We start from the raw sequence: 22899 nt of genomic DNA on the forward strand, positions 1-22899 counted from the left end.
AAAACTTTATGAAACCGATTCAAGTAGGCCTGCTGGGCATGGGTGTTGTGGGAACGGGAACGTTCAACGTGTTGCAGCGCAATCAGGAAGAAATTAAACGGCGTGCCGGCCGTGGCATCGAGATCACCATGGTGGCGGATCTCGACATGGCACGGGCGCAAAGCCTTGTCGGTGCGGGCGTTCAAGTGGTCAACGACGCCCGGGCTGTGATTGCCAACCCGGATATTGACATCGTGATCGAGCTGATCGGCGGCTACGGCATTGCCAGGACGCTGGTGCTGGAAGCGATTGCGGCAGGCAAGCACGTAGTGACGGCCAACAAGGCGCTGCTGGCGGTGCACGGCACCGAGATTTTCGCGGCCGCTTCCGCCAAAGGCGTGATGGTGGCATTTGAAGCCGCCGTGGCCGGTGGCATTCCGATCATCAAGGCGCTGCGCGAAGGCCTGACCGCCAACAGCATCCAGTGGATCGCCGGCATCATCAACGGCACCACCAACTTCATCCTGTCTGAAATGCGCGACAAGGGCCTGGACTTTGGCGTGGTGCTCAAGCAAGCGCAAGCGCTGGGCTACGCCGAAGCCGACCCGACCTTCGACATCGAGGGGGTGGACGCCGCGCACAAAGCCACCATCATGTCGGCCATCGCGTTTGGTATTCCGGTGCAGTTCGACAAGGCCTATGTGGAAGGCATCACCAAACTCGGTGCCGCCGACATCAAATACGCTGAACAACTGGGCTACCGCATTAAATTGCTGGGCATCACCAAGCGCACACCCGCAGGCATCGAATTGCGCGTGCACCCCAGCCTGGTCCCGACCAAGCGGCTGATTGCCAATGTCGAAGGCGCCATGAACGCTGTCATGGTGCAAGCCGATGCCGTCGGCACCACGCTTTACTACGGCAAGGGCGCCGGCGCCGAGCCCACCGCCAGCGCTGTCATTGCCGACCTGGTCGACATCACGCGCCTGCACACGGCGGACCCGGCGCAGCGCGTGCCCCATCTGGCTTTCCAGCCGAACGCCATGAGTGATTTGCATGTGCTGCCCATGAGCGAAGTGGTAACGAGCTACTACCTGCGGTTGCGGGTGGCCGACGAGACCGGCGTATTGGCCAAGGTGACCGGCATCTTGGCCGAGGCCGGCATCAGCATTGATGCGGTGCTGCAGCGCGAAGCCGACGAGGTGGGCGGCGAGGGTTCCACGCAAACCGACCTCATCATCCTGACCCACGATTGCGTCGAAGCCAAAATGAACGCCGCCATCGCCCTGATGCAGGCCCAGCCGACGGTGCTGGAACCCATCACCCGTATCCGCAAGGAAGAGTTGGCCTGATGAAATACCTCTCCACCCGCGCGGCCGCCACTGATTCGACTGAGCGCAAACGGTTTTGTGAAATCCTGCTGGAAGGCTTGGCACCGGATGGCGGCCTGTATTTGCCCGAGTCCTACCCGCAGGTCAACGATGCCACGCTGTTGAAGTGGCGCACCGTCTACCACGAGCAGGGCTATGCCGAGCTGGCGTTCGAGGTGCTGTCGCTCTACATCGACGACATTCCCGCCGCCGACCTGCGCGCGCTGTGTGAAAAAACCTACACCGCTGCCGTGTTTGGCACCGGTGAAATCGTGCCGCTGCGCCATCTGGAAAACGCGCTGTACCTGGAAGCCCTGTCCAACGGCCCGACGCTGGCCTTCAAGGACATGGCGATGCAGTTGCTGGGCAACCTGTTCGAGTACGAGTTGGCGCGGCGCGGCGAAGAGCTCAACATTCTGGGCGCCACCAGCGGCGACACCGGCAGCGCGGCCGAATACGCGATGCGCGGCAAAAAAGGTGTGCGCGTCTTCATGACCAGCCCGTATGGCCGCATGAGCCCGTTCCAGCAAGCGCAGATGTTCAGCCTGATGGACGAGAACATCCACAACATCGCCGTGGACGGTGTGTTTGACGACTGCCAGGACATGGTCAAGGCCGTGTCCAACGACCTCGATTTCAAGCGCAAGTACAAAATCGGCACCGTCAACTCCATCAACTGGGCGCGCCTGATGGCGCAGGTGGTGTATTACTTTGCCGGCTACTTCCAGGCCACCCAAGCCAACACCGAGAAGGTCAGCTTTGCCGTGCCGTCCGGCAATTTTGGCAATGTCTGTGCCGGCCACGTCGCCCGCATGATGGGCCTGCCGATTGACAAACTGATCGTCGCCACCAACGAGAACGACGTGCTGGACGAGTTTTTCCGTACCGGCGTGTACCGTGTGCGCGGCAGCGCCGACACGCATGAGACTTCCAGTCCGTCGATGGACATTTCCAAGGCCTCCAACTTCGAGCGCTTTGTGTTCGATCTGCTGGGCCGTGATGGCGAGCGTGTCAAAGCCTTGTTTGGCGAGACCCTGGCCAAAGACGGCCGCTTTGATCTGGGCAACGACCCAGCTTTCAAGCAAGCCGCGACGCGCTATGGTTTTGAGAGTGGCAAGAGCACGCATGCTGACCGCCTGGCCACCATCAAGGATACTTTTGAGCGCTTTGGCGTGATGATCGACACCCACACCGCAGACGGCGTCAAGGTGGCGCGGGAGCATCTGCAAGCGGGGGGGCCGATGATCGTGCTGGAAACCGCCTTGCCCATCAAGTTTGCCGCCACCATTGTGGAAGCGCTCGGGCGTGAGCCGGACCGACCGGTCCGGTTTGACGGCATTGAAGTGCTGCCCAAACGCGTGACCCGCATGGCGGCGGACGCCGAGGCCGTCAAGGCTTATATCGTGCAGCATTGCCCATGAAGGTCGTGGGTTTTGCGGGGTATTCCGGCTCCGGCAAGACCACGCTGGTGGAGCGCCTGATTCCGGAATTTCGGCTCAAGGGTTTGCGCGTGTCGGTCGTGAAACACGCCCATCACCGTTTTGACATTGACCACGTCGGCAAAGACACCTACCGGCACCGTGAGGCCGGTGCCTTTGAAGTGGTGGTGGCGTCAGACCGGCGCCTGGCGCTGATGCGCGAGTTTGAGCAACCGATGCAGCTCTCGGTGCACCAGTTGATTGCCGAACTGGACGATGGTGTGGACTGGGTGCTGGTGGAAGGCTTCAAGGACTCTGATTTGCGCAAGATCGAAGTCTGGCGGGCGCAATCAGGCAAACCCACCCGCTACCTGGACGATGATTTCATCGTCGCGATTGCCACCGATTCGCCGGAACAACTGCCCCATGTCACCCAGCTCCCCGTGCTGGACCTCAATGATGCTGCGGCGCTTGGGAACTGGCTGACCGCTAACGCAACCCGGTTTGACTACCGCCTGGAGACTTTTGCATGACTGCATCACGGCCCCCCCTGAAATCGCTCGATGACGCCCTGGTTGAACTGCTGGGATTTGCCGCGGTGCTGCAAGGTGTCGAGTCAGTCTCGACTTTTGAGGCCGATGGCCGCGTCCTGGCGCAAGACATTGTGTCGGCCCTGCATGTACCACCGCAGGACAACAGTTCCATGGATGGCTACGCCGTGCGCTGTGCTGACGTGTTGCAGGCGCAGGGCGTTGTGCAGGTGACGCAGCGCATTGCCGCTGGCGCGTCTGGCGCGCCGCTGGCGCCCCTGAGCGCGGCCCGGATTTTTACCGGCGCCCCCATTCCACCGGGGGCCGATGCAGTGGTGATGCAGGAAGACTGCGAGGTCCTGGAGGGCGGCGCGGTGCGCATCAAGGCGGTGCCGGTGCCGGGGCAGTGGATTCGCCGCGCTGGCGAGGATGTCACGCTCGGCTCGATCGTGCTCTCAAAAGGAGAGCGCCTTACGCCCGCTTCACTTGGGCTGGTGGCCAGTATTGGCCTCAACCTGTTGCCGGTAGTGCGGCGTCCGCGGGTGGCTTTGTTTTCGACCGGCGACGAGCTGGTGATGCCCGGCGACGTGGCGCCGGCGCAGATGAAGCCCGGCACCATCTACAACTCCAACCGTTTTTTCTTACGGGCGCTGCTGGTGCGCTTGGGCTGCGACGTGACGGACCTCGGCATCGTGCCGGATCGGCTGGAGGCCACCGTGCAAGCCCTGCAACAGGCGGCGCAACAGCATGACCTGATTTTGACCAGTGGTGGTGTCTCGGTCGGTGAAGAAGACCACATCAAACCCGCCGTGCAGTCGCTCGGCTCGCTGGACCTCTGGCAGATTGCCATCAAGCCCGGCAAGCCGTTTGCCTACGGCCAGGTGCAGGACACTCATTTCATTGGTTTGCCGGGTAACCCGGTGTCGAGCTTCATCACCTTCTTGCTGCTGGTGCGCCCGTTCTTGCTTCAATTACAGGGCGTCACCCAGGTTGCTCCTAAATCAATAGCTGTCCCCGCCCATTTCACCTGGGCTAGAGCCGATAAACGCCGTGAATTCTTGCGGGTGCAACGCAATGCCGCGGGTGGGCTCGATCTGTTTGCCAATCAAAGTTCCGGGGTGTTAACCTCCGCCGTCTGGGGCGATGGCGTGGTCGACAACCCGCCCGGTCAGACCATCGCGCAGGGTGACGTGGTCCGGTTTATTCCCTTTACGGAGTTGTTGGGATGAATGTCATAGTGAAATATTTCGCCTCGATCCGCGAGGACATTGGCGTGTCCAGTGAGTCGGTCGCCACCACGGCGTCCTCCCTGGCGGCGCTGCGGGATGAGTTGATCGCCTTGGGCGGCGCCCACGCCGAGAGCCTGGCGCGTGGCCGGGCCGTGCGCATGGCTGTTAACCAGGTGATGAGTGACGAAGCCGCCGTGCTGCTGGACGGGGCCGAAGTGGCCTTCTTCCCGCCGGTCACCGGCGGCTAAGGGCTGGTATGACCGCCTCTCAAATTTCCGCGCCACGCGTTGTCATTCAGACCGCTGATTTCGATCTGAGTAGCGAGATCAAGGCCCTGCGTGCCAATGATCCGCGCGTCGGTGCCGTCTGCAGTTTTGTCGGCACCGTGCGTGACCGAACCGCGGGCACCCCGGGCAGCATCAGCAGCATGGAGCTGGAGCACTACCCCGGCATGACCGAAAAAGCCATCGAAGCCATGATTGACGAGGCGCATAAGCGGTTTGATATTTGGGGGGCCCGCGTCATTCACCGCATCGGCCTGTTGCAGCCGCTGGACCAGATCGTGCTGGTGGCGGTGACTTCGGCCCATCGCGGTGAGAGCTTTCAGGCCTGTGAGTTCTTGATGGACTACCTGAAGACCCAGGCCCCGTTCTGGAAAAAAGAGCAGACGCCGGAGGGCGCGCGCTGGGTCGATGCGCGGGTCACGGATGATGCCGCCTTGGCCAAATGGGGCATCGAGTCGCGCAACGGTTGACGGCTGGGGTAGGGCGCAGAGTGCGCTTGCCTTGATGAATGTCTAACAACTAGCCGGGTCGAAGCCTTGAAAATCCTGGATTAAGCGCAAGCTGCGAGCAAACTCAAAGGACAGATATGCGAATCGAAAAACTCACCACCAAGTTTCAGGAAGCCTTGAGCGAGGCGCAGACGCTGGCACTCGGCAATGACCACGCTTATATCGAGCCCGCGCACGTCCTGGTGGCGATGCTGCGCCAGGAAGACGGCCCGAAAGCCTTGCTGCAGCGGGCTGGCGTGAATGTGCCAGGTTTGCTGGCGGCAGCCGAGACGGTCATGAAAAAGCTGCCCCAGGTGCAGGGCCACGAGCAGGTGCAGGTGGGACGCGACATGGTGTCGCTGTTGCAGGCCGCCGAAAAAGAATCCATCAAACGCGGTGACCAGTTTGTTGCTGGTGAGTTGTTTCTGCTGGCGCTGACCGACAGCAAGCAGGACATCGGAAGAATCGTCAAAGAAAACGGCCTGACCCGCAAGTCGCTGGAGTCGGCCATTGACGCCGTGCGCGGCGGCCAGAACGTGGACAGCGCGGATGCCGAAGACCAGCGTGAGTCGCTCAAAAAATACTGTGTCGACCTGACCGAGCGCGCCCGCATGGGCAAGCTGGACCCGGTGATTGGCCGCGACGATGAAATCCGGCGCGCCATCCAGGTGCTGCAGCGCCGTACCAAAAACAACCCGGTCCTGATTGGCGAACCCGGCGTTGGCAAGACCGCGATTGTGGAAGGCTTGGCGCAGCGCATCGTTGCCGGTGAGGTGCCGGATTCCCTCAAGGGCAAACGCGTGCTGTCACTGGACATGGCCTCGCTGCTGGCCGGTGCCAAGTTCCGCGGCGAGTTTGAAGAGCGCCTGAAAAACGTGCTGAAAGACTTGGCCAAGGACGAAGGCCAGACCATTGTGTTCATTGACGAGTTGCACACCATGGTGGGCGCCGGCAAGGCCGAAGGGGCGATGGACGCTGGCAACATGCTCAAGCCGGCACTGGCGCGCGGCGAGTTGCACTGCGTCGGTGCCACCACGCTGGACGAGTACCGCAAATACATCGAGAAAGATGCCGCACTGGAGCGTCGCTTTCAGAAGATCCTGGTCGGTGAGCCCTCGGTGGAGGCCACCATTGCCATTCTGCGCGGCCTGAAAGAGCGCTACGAGTTGCACCATGGCGTGGACATCACCGACCCGGCCATTGTGGCGGCCGCCGAGCTCAGCAACCGCTACATCACGGACCGTTTCTTGCCCGACAAGGCGATTGACCTGATTGACGAGGCCGCCTCCAAGATCAAGATCGAGATGGACTCCAAGCCCGAAGTGATGGACAAGCTGGACCGTCGATTGATCCAGTTGCAGATCGAACGCGAAGCCGTCAAGAAGGAAAAAGACGAAGCGTCGCAAAAGCGTTTCGGGTTGATCAACGAAGAGATCGGCAAACTGCAAAAAGAAATTGCCGACCTCGATGAAGTCTGGAAAACCGAGAAAGCCAGCGCCCAGGGCAGTGCCCAGGTGCGCGAGGAGATCGACAAACTCAAGTTCCAGATCGAAGAATTCACCCGCAAGGGCGACTTCAACAAGGTGGCCGAGTTGCAATATGGCAAGCTGCCCGAGTTGGAAAAGCGCCTGCAAGAAGTGCAGGCCAAGGAAGCTACCCGCGGCGAAGGCGCTGCGCCGCGCCTGTTGCGCACCCAGGTTGGTGCCGAAGAAATCGCCGAGGTGGTGAGCCGTGCCACCGGCATTCCGGTCAGCAAAATGATGCAGGGTGAACGCGACAAACTGCTGCAAATGGAAACCAAATTGCACCAACGCGTGGTGGGGCAAGACGAAGCCATCACCGCCGTGTCGAACGCCATTCGCCGTTCCCGCGCTGGTTTGTCAGACCCGAATCGTCCGACCGGTTCGTTCCTGTTCCTCGGCCCCACCGGTGTTGGTAAAACCGAGTTGTGCAAGGCCCTGGCCGGTTTCCTGTTCGACTCGGAAGACCATCTGGTGCGCATCGACATGAGCGAGTTCATGGAGAAACATTCGGTGGCGCGCCTGATTGGGGCGCCTCCGGGCTACGTCGGCTACGAGGAAGGCGGCTATTTAACGGAAGCCGTGCGCCGCAAACCCTACAGCGTGCTGCTGCTCGACGAAGTCGAAAAAGCCCATCCCGATGTGTTCAACGTGCTGTTGCAGGTGCTGGACGATGGCCGCCTGACCGATGGCCAGGGCCGCACCGTGGACTTCAAAAACACCGTGATCGTGATGACCAGCAATATTGGCTCGCACCTGATCCAGTCGATGGTGGGGCAGGACAGTGAGGACATCAAGGACGCGGTGACCGGCGAGCTGAAAAACCATTTCCGGCCGGAATTTTTGAACCGAATTGATGAAACCGTGGTGTTCCACGCGCTGGATGCGACGCATATTGCTGAGATTGCCGGTATCCAGATCCAGGTGCTGCAAGCCCGGCTGGCCAAGATGGACCTGACGCTGGAGGTGTCGCCGGCGGCGCTGGCCGAGTTGGCCAAGGTCGGTTTCGACCCGGTGTTTGGCGCCCGCCCCTTGAAGCGTGCGATTCAGCAGCGGATTGAAAACCCGTTGTCCAAGCTGCTGCTGGAAGGCAAGTTCCTGCCCAAAGACGTGATCCCGGTCGATGTGGATCCGATCCGTTCGCCCGGGCAGTTCAGCTTCGAGCGAACCGCACACTGAGCGACTGACCGCATCAACTGGCATTCATCCTAGGGATGGTCATGCCGGTGGTGACTGTCCGGAAAGTGCCGGTGGCTGTGGGCGAGCGGGACATGGGTGTGCGCATGGTTATGTGGCTCCTGCTCATCCAACGCCTCGGCATGGTGGTGTTGATGGTGCGCGTCATGCGTGTGCCAGTGGCCGTGTTGCAGGGCCTCGTGCTGGTGCGTGTGCTCATGCCGTTCGGTCAGGTGCAGCCAGATGCCGAGAGCCATGAGCAGCCCGGCGCCCCAGAACAAGGGTGACGTGCTTTCATGGAACACGCCAATGGCGATCGCCGCGCCCATGAACGGCGCGGCGCCGAAGTAAGCCCCGGTGCGCGCCGCACCCAAGTCGCGCAGCGCCACAACGAACAGCGTCAGACTGACGCCGTAACCGAGAAAACCGATCAGCAGGACCGGACTTGCCACGTGCAGTGGCGGCAGTGATTGGCCCATCACTAAAGCCAGCCCGATGTTGACCACGGCAGCGCTCAGTCCTTTCAGGCCGGCAATAAACAGCGCATCCGAGTTGGCCACCTGGCGCGTCAGGTTGTTGTCAAGCGCCCAGCACAGGCAAGCGCCCACAATCAAGGCCGCGCCCAGCCCCCCATCGCCCGCGCTAACCTGGGTCGCGGGCCAGGACAACACCAGCCCACCCAGCACGATCAGCAACATGCCCAGCACCACGCGCCGGTCGGCGTTTTCCTTGAATACGAGCCAGGCCAGCACGGCCGTCAAGACGCCTTCAAAGTTGAGGAGCAGGGACGCAGAAGCGGCGCTCACGCGTGCCAGGCCCAGCATCAGCAAGGTAGGACCGGCAACGCCGCCGCAGGCAATCGCGGCCAGCAGCCAGGGCCATTCGCTTCGCATCAGCCCGGGGTTGCGCCAGCCACGGTCACGCATGAGGCGCCAGCTCATTAGCCCGACACCACTGCCCAGATACAGCAAGCCCGCCAGCAGCATGGCAGACAATTCACCAACGAACTGCTTGGCAAAAGGCGTGCTGGCCCCAAACAAGGCAGCCGCGCCCAGTGCCGCGAAGACGGCGATCGGTGTATGGAATTTATTCATGCGGTGCGTGATCTTGGATGCTTCATAAACTGAAGCTGATATGTCTGTGTTTCGTTGTTCGTGATGGCCGCCAACAGCCGGCTCTTCCATTCGCTGTGTTTGGCAATGGCGAGGTCCAGATTCATGGGTATCCCGGGTTGAATTTCAAAAGGTGCGCCATTATCCTATCGTCTCTGCGCGCGTTATCCACTATGGAAATAATAGCTGCTTGCGTATATTCGACGGGGGCTAGAGGCTATTTTTTTCTAAATGTCGCGGAGGTGACCACCTGCGAATATGGCGGCGCTGCCTGACTTACCATTGCGCCATGACCAGCACGACAAGCCATTTCCCTCTTCCTGTTCCTCTCAAGCAGGACGCCACCATCATTGGCCTGGTCGGGCTGGCCCATGCCAGCTCGCACTTTGCCCACCTGCTGCTGCCGCTGATGTTTCCGGTATTCATGCAAGAGTTCGGTTTGAGCTACTCTGAACTGGGCCTGCTGATGACCACGTTTTTTGTCGTCTCGGGTCTGGGACAGGCGTCCGCCGGTTTTGTGGTGGACCGGCTGGGTGCGCGGCCTTTGCTGTTTGTGGCGCTCGGCATTTTTGTGCTGGCGTGCAGCGCGGCGTCCATGGTGACTGGCTACACCGGCTTGCTGGTGGTGGCGGCGCTGGCGGGTCTGGGCAATGCCACTTTTCACCCGGTTGATTTCACCATCTTGAATCAGCGGGTTTCTGGTCCGCGGCTGGGTTATGCCTTCAGTGCCCATGGCTTGACGGGCAACCTGGGCTGGGCCGCCGCGCCTGTCTTTTTCGCGTCAATCAGCAGCCTGTACAGCTGGCGCACCGCTTACCTGGCTGCCGCTGCCATGTATGTGGTCATTTTGGGCTTGCTGGTCCTGCAGCGCGACAAACTGAGCACCCAGGTTGCGGTGCGCCATGCGGACACCCCTGCGTAGCATGACCTGGCCTTCATGAAGCTGCCGGTGGTCTGGTGGTGCTTTGGCTTCTTTATGTTGTCGACCATGACGCTGGCAGTGGTGCAAAGTTTTTCCGTCTCCATTCTGAAGGCCATGCACGGCGTGAGCTTTGAGGCGGCCACCCTGACACTGACCGCTTACATGCTGTGTGGTGCCGTGGGTATGTTCGTGGGCGGTTTCATCGCCGCACGCACAGACAACAGTGACCGCGTGGTCGCTATCGCCATGAGCGTGGCGGCGGTCTTGTTGGCGCTGTGTGGCACCGGTCTATTCGGGGCTTTGGGCACGATGGTGGTGCTGGCCGGCACCGGCTTCGCGGTGGGTATCGGCGGGCCGTCGCGCGACATGATGATCAAGAAAGCTACACCCCAAGGGGCCACTGGCCGGGTGTATGGCATGGTGTATTCCGGGCTGGATGTGGGCTTTGCAATTTCCCCGATCCTGTTTGGCGGCTTCATGGATCGGGGCTGGTACGGCGCGACCTTGTTCGGCGCGGCCGCGGTGTTGCTACTCAGCGTGGTGGCGGCGGTGGGGGTTGGTCAGCGCACTTCCAGACGCACGGCGCCTAACTGATCAGACAAAGCGTCGAGTTGGTTTGACGGTTTTGAGAACAAAAAAAGGCCGACTTTCGTCGGCCTTTTTTGGAGCAAACAGCCGGGGCTGATTACTTGAGGTGCTTGCCGATCAGGCCAGCCATCTCGAACATGGACACCTGCACCTTGCCGAAGACTTCCTTCAGCTTGGCATCGGCATTGATCATGCGCTTGTTGATGGCGTCTTGCAGCTTGTTCTTTTTGATGTAAACCCACAACTGCTTCACCACCTCGGTGCGTGGCAGTGGGCTTGCACCCACGACAGCAGCCAGTGCGGCGCTAGGTGTCAGGGCTTTCATGAAGGCTGCATTGGCAGTCCGCTTTTTAGCCGGTACGGCCTTTTTGGCAGCGACTACTTTTTTAGCGGGTGCTGCTTTTTTGGCTGGTGCCTTGGCGGCGACCGTCTTGGCGGGGGCTACTTTCTTAGCCGGGGCCGCGCTCTTGGCCGGCGCTGCTTTTTTTGCGGGAGCAGCTTTTTTTGCCGGAGCTTTCGTTGCAGTTGCCATGATTTATTGTCCTTCTAGAAGTTGATTAATCACCAGCAAAAAACTGCTTCTTCACTGGCAAACTGAATGCTACTGGAGAATATGCGTGTTTCCTAGGGAAAAAGGGTTTATTTCATTGGAGAACGTTGTTTTTTCATAGGCGATTCAATGGTTTTTGAGTGGGAAGCAAAATGTATCCGTGTGTGTCGCTGAAAAGTACGCGCAAAGGTCTGACGATGTCGGTATCAACGCACGGTCTTGAAACGCTATTTCATGCGCCAACGTCTGGTGATATCCCGATGGGAAGCCCTACAATTTTGTGAACTAAAGGAACCCACCATGACCCCTTCATTTGCCACTTGTGACCTGTGCGACGTCCATAAAAATGATGCAGCCGGCGACTTCCGAGTCTTGCCTCCTGTGTTTCATGACTTTGGTGCTGTGCGCAAGTTTTGCGGACCGGTCGTGACCATCAAGTGCTTTGAGGACAACTCGCTGGTTAAAGCGGCGGTTGATTCTGTGGGCTTTGAAGAGACTGCTTTCGGCCGGGTCGGCAAGGTATTGGTGGTTGACGGTGGAGGGTCCTTGCGCCGGGCCTTGTTGGGCGGCAACCTTGGCGCTGCGGCGGCCAGAAACGGTTGGGCTGGCGTTGTGGTTGATGGTTGTGTGCGCGACGTGGCTGAGTTGGCCGCGCTGGACGTCGGCATTCGCGCCTTGGCCAGCATGCCGCTGCCAACGGAGAAGCGCAATGAAGGACAAAAAGACGTCGCGGTTCAATTACAGGCGGTCTGGGTGCGTCCCGGCGATTGGCTTTATGCCGATGAAGATGGCATGGTGATTGGCGCCGGCCGTTTGATTTGATTCGGGTTTAAACCTTGTCGACGCTGACGGGCAGGGCAGCCAATACCACGGCAGGTAAGAAAAAGAGTCGGTACGGTGATGCAATTCCGACGCCGGCGTGCAGATGATGCGTATATTTCACATTGTGGTATCAATGTTTGTTTTATAAAAAATTCAATAGTTGCATGACGTGAAATACAAAATAGACAAGAGAATATTTTTCATATCGCAAATTCACTCTCTCAAGTCATTGATTTTATTGGGTTAAATTTATGTCTTATATAAGACATAAGATTAAAAATAAGTCTTATATAAGACTAGAATAGATCTCATGAACACCGGATTGCATCATTGCCGGTACAGACTGTTTTAATCAACCCTTGGAGTGATCTCATGCCGAAATACACAACAGAAACTTTGAGCCGCGAAGAACAAATCGCCGCTTTGGAAAAAGACTGGGCGACCAACCCCCGTTGGAAGGGTATCAAACGCGGCTACAGCGCTGCTGACGTTGTCCGTCTGCGTGGTTCATTCCCCATCGAGCACACCTTGGCCCGTCGCGGTGCTGAAAAGCTCTGGAATCTGGTCACGACCGAACCCTATGTCAATTGCCTGGGCGCATTGACCGGCGGCCAAGCCATGCAGCAAGTCAAGGCTGGCGTGAAAGCCATCTACCTGTCCGGCTGGCAAGTTGCTGCGGACAACAACTCGTATGCCTCCATGTACCCGGACCAGTCCTTGTACCCCGTGGACTCGGTGCCGACCGTGGTTGAACGCATCAACAACACTTTCCGTCGCGCTGACGAGATTCAACACTCCAGAGGTGTTGACGCCGGTGACAAGGGCTATATTGATAATTTCGCCCCGATCGTGGCGGACGCTGAAGCCGGTTTCGGCGGTGTCCTGAACGCGTTTGAGCTGATGAAGGCCATGATCAAGGCCGGCGCAGCTGGTGTGCATTGGGAAGATCAATTGGCTTCGGTCAAGAAATGCGGCCACATGGGCGGCAAAGTGCTGGTGCCAACCGCCGAAGCCATCCAGAAGCTGGTGGCTGCCCGTATGGCGGCTGACGTCTGCGGCGTGCCAACACTGGTGATCGCCCGTACCGATGCAGAAGCGGCTGATTTGCTGACCAGCGACTATGACGAAAACGACAAGCCATTCCTGACCGGTGAGCGCACTGCAGAAGGCTTCTACAAGACCAACAAGGGTATGGACCAGGCGATCAGCCGTGCCGTTGCCTACGCTGAATACGCTGACTTGGTGTGGTGCGAAACCGGTACGCCTGATCTGGCCTTCGCCAAGAAGTTTGCTGATGCTGTGCATGCCAAACATCCTGGCAAGATGCTGGCGTACAACTGCTCGCCATCGTTCAACTGGAAGAAAAACCTGGACGATGCCACCATCGCCAAGTTCCAGAAAGAACTGGGCGCCATGGGCTACAAGTACCAGTTCATCACCTTGGCTGGCATTCACTCCATGTGGTACAACATGTTCGATCTGGCACAAGACTATGTCAAACGCGGCATGTCGGCTTACGTCGAGAAGGTGCAAGAGCCTGAATTTGCTGCCCGTGACCGTGGTTACACCTTCGTGTCGCACCAGCAAGAAGTGGGCACCGGCTACTTCGATGAAGTCACCACCGTGATTCAGGGCGGCAAGTCCAGTGTCACTGCGCTGACCGGCTCCACCGAAGAAGAGCAGTTCCACTAAGCAGAATTGCTGATTCAATAAGGGCCTGTGTCATCCTGAAGTGGGTGGCACAGGCCCTTTTTTTGTTAGACTTAAAGCCTAATTTCATAAAAAGCGCGAGAAAGGCAGTCTGGTTATGACACCGCGAACGACCACCGAAAAGTTAAATAGCTTATAGGCCGTTAGCCCCCGCGCCTATTGCGCACGTAGCTATAGAATTCATAGTAAAGCGCGGCTGGTTCCGCGCTTTTTGTTTTGCTCTCCCTCATTCTGGTTTTTCATCATGATTCAAATCACACTTCCTGACGGCTCCCAACGTGACTACTCCGGTCCGGTGACGGTGGCCGAAGTGGCTGCTTCCATCGGTGCAGGTCTGGCCAAAGCGGCGCTGGCAGGCAAGGTTGACGGCAAGGTGGTCGACACCAGTTATCTGATCGAGGCAAACAGTCCTTTGTCCATCATCACGGCCAAAGATGCCGATGGTTTGGAAGTCATTCGCCACTCCACGGCGCACTTGCTGGCTTATGCCGTCAAAGAGTTGTTTCCGGATGCGCAGGTCACGATTGGTCCGGTGATTGAGCACGGTTTTTTCTACGACTTCTCGTACAAGCGGCCCTTCACACCGGACGACTTGATCGTTATTGAGAAAAAAATGCTCTCACTGGCGGCCAAAGACGAGCCCATTACCCGTCGCGTGCTGCCCCGTGATGAAGCGGTGGCCTATTTCAAGGGTTTGGGCGAGCATTACAAGGCGGAGATCATCGCCAGCATTCCCGCCAACGAGGATGTATCGCTCTATCGCGAAGGTAACTTCGAAGACTTGTGTCGTGGGCCGCACGTGCCCAGTACCGGTAAGCTCAAGCACTTCAAGCTGATGAAGCTGGCGGGCGCCTACTGGCGCGGCGATCATCACAACGAAATGCTGCAGCGCATCTACGGCACAGCCTGGGCCACCAAGGATGAATTGCAGCAGCATTTGACAATGCTCGAAGAGGCCGAAAAACGCGATCACCGCAAACTCGGGCGTGAACTCGACCTGTTTCATATTGATGACCATGCGCCGGGACTGGTGTTTTGGCACCCCAAGGGCTGGACGCTATGGCAGGGCGTTGAGCAATACATGCGCCAGGTGTACCGCGACAACGGCTATCAGGAGGTCAAGGGCCCGCAGATCATCGACAAAACGCTGTGGGAGAAAACGGGTCACTGGGAAAAGTACCGCGAAAACATGTTCACGACCGAGTCGGAAAAACGCGAGTACGCCCTGAAACCAATGAACTGCCCGGGTCATATTCTGATTTTCAAGCAGGGCATCAAGAGCTATCGTGATCTGCCGTTGCGTTACGGCGAGTTTGGCCAATGCCACCGCAACGAGCCATCGGGTGGTCTGCACGGCATCATGCGGGTGCGTGGCTTTACGCAGGATGACGGCCATATTTTTTGCACCGAAGACCAGATCCTGCAAGAGTGCGTTGATTACACGGCCTTGTTGCAAAAAGTCTATACCGACTTTGGTTTCAAAAACATCATTTACAAGATCGCCACTCGTCCAGAGCAGCGCATTGGCTGTGATGAAGTCTGGGACAAGGCAGAAGCTGCTTTGATTGAAAGCCTGAGTGCCTCTGGTTGCGAGTATGAAATCTCCCCGGGGGAGGGTGCCTTTTATGGTCCCAAGATCGAATACACACTCAAGGATGCGATTGGGCGTCATTGGCAATGTGGAACCATTCAGGTTGACTTTTCGATGCCTGAGCGCCTGGATGCTGAATATGTAGGTGAGGACGGCGCTCGTCACCGACCTGTGATGCTGCACCGTGCCATCGTGGGCAGTCTGGAGCGTTTCATCGGAATTTTGATTGAAGAAAGTGCAGGCGCATTGCCTGTCTGGCTGGCGCCGGTGCAAGTTGCGGTGCTCAATATTACCGATGCACAAGCTGATTACTGTCGCGAAATTGTTGAAAAATTAAAGAAGTCATTGCCCAATCAAGAGCTTAGGGTGATTACGGATCTGCGTAACGAGAAAATAACGTATAAAATACGAGAGCATTCAATGCAAAAGCTGCCCTACATCCTTGTCGTGGGCGATAAGGAAAAGGCAGCGGGTACCGTTGCAGTGCGCGCCCGGGGTGGTCAAGATCTCGGTGTGATGTCTCTCGATGCATTCGTGCAGAAAATAGCAGAAGACATCACTGGCAAGTCTGTTGTCTAAGCTGATATCAAGCAAGATTGCAGTTTTCCCGCGTACATGTACTGGTTTTCGCTACGTTTTATGTAGCAGAATATGTGAAGGATTAAGCCATCGCTACTGAATTTCGTGACCGCCGTCACCGCGAAGAACGCAAACACCGTCTGAACCGTGAAATCATGGCTCCTGAAGTTCGACTCTCCGGGGTTGAAAATGAGCCGCTTGGAGTGGTTAGCCTCATGGAGGCGCTGCGTATGGCTGGTGATTTGGATGTTGACTTGGTTGAGATTTCTGCCACGGCGGTTCCGCCGGTCTGTCGTTTGATGGATTACGGTAAATTCAAATACCAAGAGCAGAAAAAAGCGGCGGAAGCGAAAGCAAAGCAGACGGTTATTGAGATCAAAGAGATCAAGTTCCGTCCTGGTACTGATGATGGCGACTACAACATCAAGATGCGCAACATCAAGCGCTTTTTGTCCGAAGGTGATAAGTGCAAGATTACGTTGCGTTTCCGTGGTCGCGAGATTACGCACCAGGAAATCGGCATGGCCTTGTTGAATCGTATTCGCAGTGAATTGGGCGATTTGATCTTGATTGAGCAATTTCCCAAGCTTGAAGGTCGTCAGATGATTATGATGATCGCGCCTGGCAAGAAGAAGATTGCGGCCAAGCCCGTCGCAGACTCATCATCTGCGGCATCATAAATTTTTGTTTGGACATTGGTTTTAACTGGTGTTCTGCGAAAGTGGTGGTTTAACTACTGCCACGCAAGTGACGCATTAAATGTGTGTCACTTAAAAGTGGCTCGGGGCCAACAAGGCTGTAAATAGTTTACAGACGCCTCACGAGCACAATGAAGAAGGAGCATGAATATGCCCAAAATGAAGACCAAGAGCGCGGCTAAAAAACGCTTCCGAGTCCGTCCAGGTGGTACCGTTAAACGCGGCCAAGCCTTCAAACGTCACATCTTGACCAAGAAGACCACTAAAAATAAACGCCAATTGCGCGGTACGACCGCTGTACATGAGACCAATATGGGTCACATGGCACAGATGTTGCCCGGCCGTGGTATTTAATTAACGACGAATAAGGAGTAATCACATGCCTCGCGTCAAACGTGGTGTAACGGCTCGCGCCCGCCATAAAAAAGTTTTAGCCCTTGCAAAAGGTTTTCGCGGTCGCCGCGGTAATGTATATCGCGTAGCCAAAGAAGCGGTGATGAAGGCTGGGCAATATGCCTACCGTGACCGCCGTACTAAAAAGCGCGTCTTCCGTCAGTTGTGGATTGCCCGTATTAATGCAGCTGCGCGTCAGTGTGGCATGACTTACAGTCAATTTGCCAACGGTCTGAAGAAAGCAAACATCGAGATTGACCGTAAGGTGTTGTCCGATATTGCTATTCATGACATGGCCGCATTTGCCGGCATCGTGGAACAAGTCAAGGCCAAGCTGGCTGCTTGAGTTCACGGTGGTTCGCTATTCTTTGAATAGCGTTCTATGCACTAGAAACAAGGGCTAGAGCTTGAAAAAGCACTAGCCCTTTTTCATTGACAATGAGAATTTATGAACGAGTTGAACGTCGTCGTTGACAGCGCAAAAGTGGCTTTTGAGAAAGCTCTTACACCCGCAGACCTGGAAAACGCGAAAGCGCTGTTTCTCGGCAAGTCTGGCCGTATCACGGAGTTGATGAAGGGTTTGGCCGCCCTCCCGGTGGATGAGAAAAAGTCACGCGGCGCTGCTATCAATCTCGCGAAGCAGGCCATTGAAACTGCTTTGAACAACCGTCGTCAGGCGCTGGCCGACGCCGAATTACAGATTCAGCTGCAAGCAGAGGCGTTGGATGTTACCTTGCCAGGTCGCCAGCGCGGGCAGGGCGGTTTGCATCCGGTATCGATCACACTGGAACGTATTGAGGCCATTTTCGGTTCAATGGGTTTTGAGGTGGCGCAAGGGCCCGAGATCGAGACTGATTGGTTCAACTTTACCGCCCTGAATACGCCTGAGGACCATCCTGCGCGTTCGATGCACGACACCTTCTACGTCGAGGGGGGCTCCGCTGCTGCGCCCAATCTATTGCGGACTCACACCAGTCCCATGCAGATTCGCCATGCCGTGCAGCACGTCAAACGGCACCGTGCTGATGCTGAACAGGCTGGCGAGGGACTCTTTTCAGGTTCCATGCCCGAGATTCGCGTTATCGCGCCCGGCCGAACCTACCGCGTTGACAGTGATGCCACCCATTCGCCCATGTTTCACCAGTGTGAAGGCTTGTGGGTAGGTGAGAATATAAGCTTCAAAGATCTCAAGTTTGTTTTTACTGATTTTTGTCGGACTTTCTTTGAGTCAGACGACTTGGTGCTGCGATTTCGCCCCAGTTTCTTTCCCTTCACCGAACCCAGTGCCGAGATTGACATTCAATTCCAGAGCGGGCCGCTTTCTGGTCGCTGGCTTGAGGTGGCGGGTTCGGGGCAAGTGCATCCCAATGTGATTCGTAACATGGGACTCGACCCTGAAAAATACATTGGATTCGCCTTTGGAATGGGGCCAGATCGTCTCACCATGTTGCGCTACGGCGTGAATGATTTACGCCTGTTTTTTGACGGCGATATCCGCTTTTTGTCGCAGTTTCAATGAGAAGACTTTGCAACGCAGCCTGTAGTGCTGCCCGTGCAAGCTCTGTCCGCAACTAATTAGAAAAGCTGACTATGCAATTTCCTGAATCTTGGTTGCGCGAATTTTGCAACCCGCCACTGACTACCGCCCAACTTTCCGAGACGCTTACCATGGCCGGTCTTGAAGTTGAAGAACTCAAGCCTGTCGCGCCACCATTCACAAAAATTGTTGTGGGTGAAATTAAAGAAGCAGTCCAGCACCCTAATGCGGATCGACTGCGCGTGTGCAAGGTCGATGTTGGTCAGGCAACTTTGCTTGACATTGTGTGCGGCGCACCCAACGCCCGGGTGGGTATCCGGGTACCAGTTGCCTTAGTCGGTGCCGAGTTGCCTCCAGGTGATGACGGAAAACCATTCTTCATCAAGGTGGGCAAGCTCCGTGGCGTCGAGAGTCAGGGTATGCTGTGTTCTGCTCGTGAGTTAAAGCTTGCGGATGATCACGGTGGTCTGCTGGAACTTGCCAGTGATGCACCGCTGGGTCAAAGCATTCGCGAACATTTGAATCTCGACGATACCTTATTCACCCTCAAACTCACACCCAATTTGGCACATTGCCTGAGCGTCTATGGTGTGGCGCGTGAAGTGGCCGCCCTGACCGGCGCACCTTTGAAGTCTCCTGACTTTCCCGTTGTGACGGTCGGTTGTTCTGATAAGTTACCCGTGAAGGTTAGCGCGCCTGATCTGTGTGGGCGTTTTTCTGGTCGCATTGTGCGCAACGTCAATCCCCGTGCCAGTACACCGCAATGGATGGTGGATCGGCTGGCGCGCTGCGGGCAGCGCAGTGTTACCGCGTTGGTGGACATCTCCAACTACGTGATGTTTGAATTGGGTCGTCCATCGCATATTTTCGATCTGGAAAAAATTCATGGCAGCCTGGACGTGCGCTGGGGCAAGCAGGGTGAACAACTCAAGCTTCTGAATGGCAGCACCGTCACGGTGGATGACAAGGTCGGTGTGATTGCAGACGACCAACAAGTGGAGTCGCTCGCTGGCATCATGGGCGGCGATGCGACGGCGGTGTCTGATGACACGCAGCATGTCTATGTAGAAGCAGCCTTCTGGTGGCCCAAAGCCATTGCAGGCCGGTCACGGCGCTTTAATTTTTCCACCGATGCCGGCCACCGCTTTGAACGCGGTGTAGATCCATGCCAGACCGTCGAGCACATCGAACGCATCTCGCAATTGATCATAGATATTTGTGGCACTGCAGATACGGTATGTAGCCCTATCGACGATCTGCAGGTGAATCTGCCGGCTGCCGGTACGGTCAATCTGCGTGTGGCGCGTGCCAGCAAGGTCATTGGCATGCCACTCACACAGGCTCAATGTGTTGACGCGCTGACGCGACTGGGGCTGCCTGTGACCCAGAGCGATGGCCTCATCACTGTAGTGCCTCCGTCGTATCGTTTTGATCTTCAAATTGAAGAAGACCTGATTGAAGAAGTAGCCCGTATGGTGGGCTACAACAATCTTCCGCATACGCCCCCGTTGGCTCCTATTACTGCCAAAATTCTGACCGAGGCGCAGCGCAGTCCATTTGCCGTCCGTCGTGCTATTGCCGCGTTGGGTTATCAGGAAACTATCAACTTTAGTTTTGTTGAGGAGCGCTGGGAGCATGAACTCGCCGGTAACCTGAATCCCATCAAACTGCTCAATCCAATTGCCAGCCAGATGAGCGTGATGCGCTCGTCTTTGTTGGGATCGTTGCTTCAAGTTTTAAAGTTCAACCTTGATCGCAAGGCCCAGCGCGTGCGCGTATTTGAGTTAGGTCGCGTATTCTTGCGTGATTCCTCGGTTAAAAATACCGACACCACGGTAGAAGGATTTCATCAACCCATGCGGGTAGCGGGCATGGTGTATGGCCGTACCGACGAGCTGCAATGGGATGTCAAAGAAAAGGGCGTTGATTTCTTTGACGTTAAGGGCGACGTGGACGCCATGCTTGCGCCACGCAAGCCCACTTTTTCGCCAGCTGCTCATCCCGCTATGCACCCAGGACGCTGTGCCAGCGTCTTGCTGGACGGTGTAGTGATTGGTTTTGTGGGTGAATTGCATCCCAAATGGCGTCAGGCTTACGATCTGGCCCAAGCGCCTATCATGTTTGAACTGGAGCTTGATGCCGTCCTCCAGCGTGAAGTGCCTGTGTACAAAGCGGTAACCAAACACCAGGGTGTTGAGCGCGATATTGCCATTCTTGTGGATGAAAAGGTGACGTATGCTGCTTTGATGGAGGCTGTTTGGGCCGCACCTACCGCTGGACTGCTTCGCGGTGCCGTGCTGTTTGATGTCTATCGCCCAAAACCTGCCAAAGATCCAGATGGGGTTGCTGTGGCAAGTGTTGAAAAAAGTATGGCCGTGCGCATGACACTCAACAGCCAAGAGACTACGTTGACCGAAGATCAAATTGATACCACGGTACAAGCGGTCTTGATTTCACTGATAAGCACTCTGGGTGCTCGTCAGCGTGGCTAAATTGTCACTATCAGCTTCATTTAGATACAAGGATTGAATGGATACCTCGGTTGAAAGTCTGGAAACCCCTGCACTGACCAAAGCTCAGCTGTCAGAACTATTGTTTGAGCAAATTGGCCTGAACAAACGAGAATCCAAGGACATGATTGACGCATTTTTCGACCTGATCTCTGACAGTCTTGTTGAAGGTGATGACGTCAAGATATCAGGTTTTGGCAACTTTCAAATTCGTACCAAAGCGCCGCGCCCGGGGCGCAACCCCCGAACGGGAGAGTCCATCCCCATTCAGGCTCGCAGGGTTGTGACTTTTCATGCCAGCCACAAACTCAAGGAACAAATTCAGGGCGAAGGTCGTGCTGCTTCAGTAATTTAGTACCTGATTTGAATATTTAGTGTTTAAGGGCAAAATGTGACTTTACATACCGTAGTGGCTTAGGGTAATCTCTACGATTTCTCTCGTAAAGCATTGATTTCTATGGAGAAAGTTCTTCCGCCCATTCCTGCTAAACGCTATTTCACCATTGGTGAGGTCGGTGATTTATGTGGTGTTAAACCTCACGTGCTACGTTATTGGGAGCAGGAGTTCACGCAGCTGCGCCCCATGAAGCGTCGTGGGAATCGCCGCTACTATCAGCATCATGAGGTGCTGATGATCCGGCGCATCCGTGATTTGCTCTACGAGCAAGGTTTCACCATCAGTGGTGCCCGGAATAAAATGCAGGAAATACTGCATTCCGAGCGAGAGAGAAAGAATACGGGTGAAATACAGTTGGATGGCGTCGAAGTCATCGAGATGGGTGATGCCGGACTAAATGATTTTAAAGATAGTCAGCTGGACAGGCCCTACGAGAGTATTTCCGACCACTTGCAATTCGTACGACGTGAACTGTTTGAAATTCGTGACTTACTGTCGCTTTCACTCTAAAGTTTTTGATTTTCAACGGTTATAATTAAAGCTTAGTTCGGTGTGTGGCGCAGCCTGGTAGCGCACTTGCATGGGGTGCAAGGGGTCGAAGGTTCGAATCCTTTCACACCGACCAAATTTGACAGGGATTAGCAGGATAGCTCTTGCTAATCCCTTTGTCGTTGTGTCTCCTGTTGGGTTTACCCTCGCCATTACGCCTGCCTCTGAGCTCTTTTTGAGACGTTGAGTTGATGTTATCCAGTTGAGGCCCCGACTGAGTTTAAAGACGTGGTTAAACGTACGACATGTTCCAGTCGATGTTTTTCAAACCATTTTCGAACGTTCATTTTTCTCTCATGAAAATCGACAAACCCATCGACATAGTTTACCTTTGGGTCAATGGAAATGATCCCGTCTGGCAAAGAAAACGTCACCATGCTGTTGACAAATTAAGCCCTGGAAATCTCAACGCCATTGCCATGTATGGCAACGTTGAAGGACGTTTTCGGGACAATGATGAATTGCGTTACAGCCTTCGAGCGCTTGAGTGCTATTTTCCCGAGCACGGACACGTCTACGTCGTGACCGATGACCAAGCGCCAGCATGGCTGTGCCCCTCAGACCGGCTCACGGTTGTTGATCACAAGGAATTGATACCAGCAGAGTCGCTGCCAACTTTTGATTCTGGGAATATTGAATCCTACATTCACCGCATTCCTAATCTTTCTGAGCGCTACTTTTACCTCAATGACGATGTGTTTTTTAGTGCCCCGGTTAACTTGAGTGACTGGTTCTGGGATGGCGGAATCTATGTCACTTGGTCTGATGAGCCCCTTCGGGAAGACGCGACCTCTTTGGAAAATGCTTGCAGGCTGTCCAATCAGTGTGGACTTCACCCGCTTCAATAGACACTTGTTAAGGTCGAAATTGAACTGGAGAGTTAGTCATGAAGAGAGTCAGATACCCGGCGGAATTTAAAGCTGAGGCGGTGAAGCAAGTGACCGAGC

Annotated in this window: 21 protein-coding genes, 1 tRNA gene and 1 pseudogene; 20 read left to right on the plus strand and 3 right to left on the minus strand. The window is 56.1% G+C overall.

Annotation, left to right across the window (positions count from 1 at the left end):
* The first annotated feature begins 8 nt into the window (after positions 1–8).
* The 7 genes from HHJ17_RS04090 to clpB all read left to right on the plus strand — a co-directional run bounded on the left by HHJ17_RS04090 (position 9) and on the right by clpB (position 7997).
* On the plus strand, positions 9–1331 hold the full coding sequence (locus HHJ17_RS04090) for a homoserine dehydrogenase (RefSeq protein WP_296498285.1): 1323 nt from the start codon (positions 9–11) through the stop codon (positions 1329–1331).
* Positions 1331–2770, plus strand: a complete 1440-nt coding sequence (gene thrC / locus HHJ17_RS04095) for a threonine synthase (RefSeq protein ID WP_296498287.1) — start codon at positions 1331–1333, stop codon at positions 2768–2770. Before HHJ17_RS04090 ends, thrC begins: the two co-directional genes overlap by 1 nt.
* Positions 2767–3300, plus strand: a complete 534-nt coding sequence (gene mobB / locus HHJ17_RS04100) for a molybdopterin-guanine dinucleotide biosynthesis protein B (protein WP_296498288.1) — start codon at positions 2767–2769, stop codon at positions 3298–3300. The genes thrC and mobB overlap by 4 nt, the downstream gene beginning before the upstream one ends.
* The gene (gene glp, locus HHJ17_RS04105; RefSeq protein WP_296498291.1) at positions 3297–4526 is read left to right on the plus strand and encodes a gephyrin-like molybdotransferase Glp; all 1230 of its coding nucleotides are present in this window, start codon (positions 3297–3299) and stop codon (positions 4524–4526) included. Before mobB ends, glp begins: the two co-directional genes overlap by 4 nt.
* Positions 4523–4774: a MoaD/ThiS family protein gene (locus HHJ17_RS04110; protein ID WP_296498293.1), complete on the plus strand. Its 252-nt coding sequence runs from the start codon at positions 4523–4525 to the stop codon at positions 4772–4774. The genes glp and HHJ17_RS04110 overlap by 4 nt, the downstream gene beginning before the upstream one ends.
* A 23-nt stretch (positions 4775–4797) precedes the next feature.
* The gene (locus tag HHJ17_RS04115) at positions 4798–5280 is read left to right on the plus strand and encodes a molybdenum cofactor biosynthesis protein MoaE (RefSeq protein ID WP_296498356.1); all 483 of its coding nucleotides are present in this window, start codon (positions 4798–4800) and stop codon (positions 5278–5280) included.
* Between the two features lie 116 nt (positions 5281–5396).
* Positions 5397–7997, plus strand: coding sequence for an ATP-dependent chaperone ClpB (gene clpB, locus HHJ17_RS04120; RefSeq protein ID WP_296498295.1), 2601 nt, complete (start codon positions 5397–5399; stop codon positions 7995–7997).
* Between the two features lie 29 nt (positions 7998–8026).
* Here clpB and HHJ17_RS04125 read toward each other — a convergent pair whose 3' ends face one another.
* Both HHJ17_RS04125 and HHJ17_RS04130 read right to left on the minus strand, forming a co-directional pair.
* Positions 8027–9088 carry a DMT family transporter gene (locus HHJ17_RS04125; RefSeq protein WP_296498298.1) on the minus strand — a complete coding sequence of 354 codons (1062 nt, stop codon included), beginning with the start codon at positions 9086–9088 and terminating at the stop codon, positions 8027–8029.
* Entirely contained in the window at positions 9085–9213 is a 129-nt protein-coding gene (locus HHJ17_RS04130) for a hypothetical protein (protein ID WP_296498301.1), read from the minus strand. Before HHJ17_RS04130 ends, HHJ17_RS04125 begins: the two co-directional genes overlap by 4 nt.
* A gap of 182 nt (positions 9214–9395) precedes the next feature.
* On the opposite strand from HHJ17_RS04130, the pseudogene HHJ17_RS04135 reads away from it, so the two are divergent.
* Positions 9396–10622: pseudogene (locus HHJ17_RS04135) on the plus strand (MFS transporter).
* Positions 10623–10713: 91 nt separating this feature from the next.
* Here the strand turns inward: HHJ17_RS04135 and HHJ17_RS04140 are convergent.
* A complete protein-coding gene (locus tag HHJ17_RS04140; protein WP_296498306.1) occupies positions 10714–11148 on the minus strand; it encodes an SWIB/MDM2 domain-containing protein in 435 nt (144 codons plus the stop codon).
* A gap of 318 nt (positions 11149–11466) precedes the next feature.
* Here HHJ17_RS04140 and rraA point away from each other — a divergent pair, with 318 nt between their 5' ends.
* The 12 genes from rraA (at position 11467) to HHJ17_RS04200 (ending at position 22800) form a co-directional block, all read left to right on the plus strand.
* On the plus strand, positions 11467–11988 hold the full coding sequence (gene rraA / locus HHJ17_RS04145; RefSeq protein ID WP_296498308.1) for a ribonuclease E activity regulator RraA: 522 nt from the start codon (positions 11467–11469) through the stop codon (positions 11986–11988).
* Between the two features lie 372 nt (positions 11989–12360).
* Positions 12361–13680: an isocitrate lyase gene (gene aceA, locus HHJ17_RS04150; protein WP_296498311.1), complete on the plus strand. Its 1320-nt coding sequence runs from the start codon at positions 12361–12363 to the stop codon at positions 13678–13680.
* Between the two features lie 262 nt (positions 13681–13942).
* Entirely contained in the window at positions 13943–15868 is a 1926-nt protein-coding gene (gene thrS / locus HHJ17_RS04155) for a threonine--tRNA ligase (protein WP_296498312.1), read from the plus strand.
* An 89-nt stretch (positions 15869–15957) separates the two neighbouring features.
* Positions 15958–16548: a translation initiation factor IF-3 gene (gene infC, locus HHJ17_RS04160; RefSeq protein ID WP_296498358.1), complete on the plus strand. Its 591-nt coding sequence runs from the start codon at positions 15958–15960 to the stop codon at positions 16546–16548.
* A gap of 168 nt (positions 16549–16716) precedes the next feature.
* A complete protein-coding gene (gene rpmI / locus HHJ17_RS04165; protein WP_296498360.1) occupies positions 16717–16920 on the plus strand; it encodes a 50S ribosomal protein L35 in 204 nt (67 codons plus the stop codon).
* A gap of 25 nt (positions 16921–16945) precedes the next feature.
* Positions 16946–17305 carry a 50S ribosomal protein L20 gene (gene rplT / locus HHJ17_RS04170; protein WP_296498315.1) on the plus strand — a complete coding sequence of 120 codons (360 nt, stop codon included), beginning with the start codon at positions 16946–16948 and terminating at the stop codon, positions 17303–17305.
* Positions 17306–17407: 102 nt separating this feature from the next.
* Positions 17408–18478: a phenylalanine--tRNA ligase subunit alpha gene (gene pheS / locus HHJ17_RS04175; RefSeq protein ID WP_296498317.1), complete on the plus strand. Its 1071-nt coding sequence runs from the start codon at positions 17408–17410 to the stop codon at positions 18476–18478.
* A 71-nt stretch (positions 18479–18549) separates the two neighbouring features.
* Positions 18550–20988: a phenylalanine--tRNA ligase subunit beta gene (gene pheT / locus HHJ17_RS04180; RefSeq protein WP_296505040.1), complete on the plus strand. Its 2439-nt coding sequence runs from the start codon at positions 18550–18552 to the stop codon at positions 20986–20988.
* A 37-nt stretch (positions 20989–21025) separates the two neighbouring features.
* Positions 21026–21361, plus strand: coding sequence for an integration host factor subunit alpha (locus HHJ17_RS04185; RefSeq protein WP_296498323.1), 336 nt, complete (start codon positions 21026–21028; stop codon positions 21359–21361).
* A 102-nt stretch (positions 21362–21463) separates the two neighbouring features.
* Entirely contained in the window at positions 21464–21913 is a 450-nt protein-coding gene (locus HHJ17_RS04190; RefSeq protein WP_296498325.1) for a MerR family transcriptional regulator, read from the plus strand.
* 38 nt (positions 21914–21951) lie between these two features.
* Positions 21952–22028: transfer RNA gene (locus HHJ17_RS04195), tRNA-Pro, on the plus strand.
* Between the two features lie 220 nt (positions 22029–22248).
* Positions 22249–22800: a stealth family protein gene (locus HHJ17_RS04200; protein WP_296505041.1), complete on the plus strand. Its 552-nt coding sequence runs from the start codon at positions 22249–22251 to the stop codon at positions 22798–22800.
* Positions 22801–22899: the final 99 nt, after the last annotated feature.

The organism is Rhodoferax sp., from assembly GCF_012927445.1.
Lineage (GTDB): Bacteria > Pseudomonadota > Gammaproteobacteria > Burkholderiales > Burkholderiaceae_C > Rhodoferax.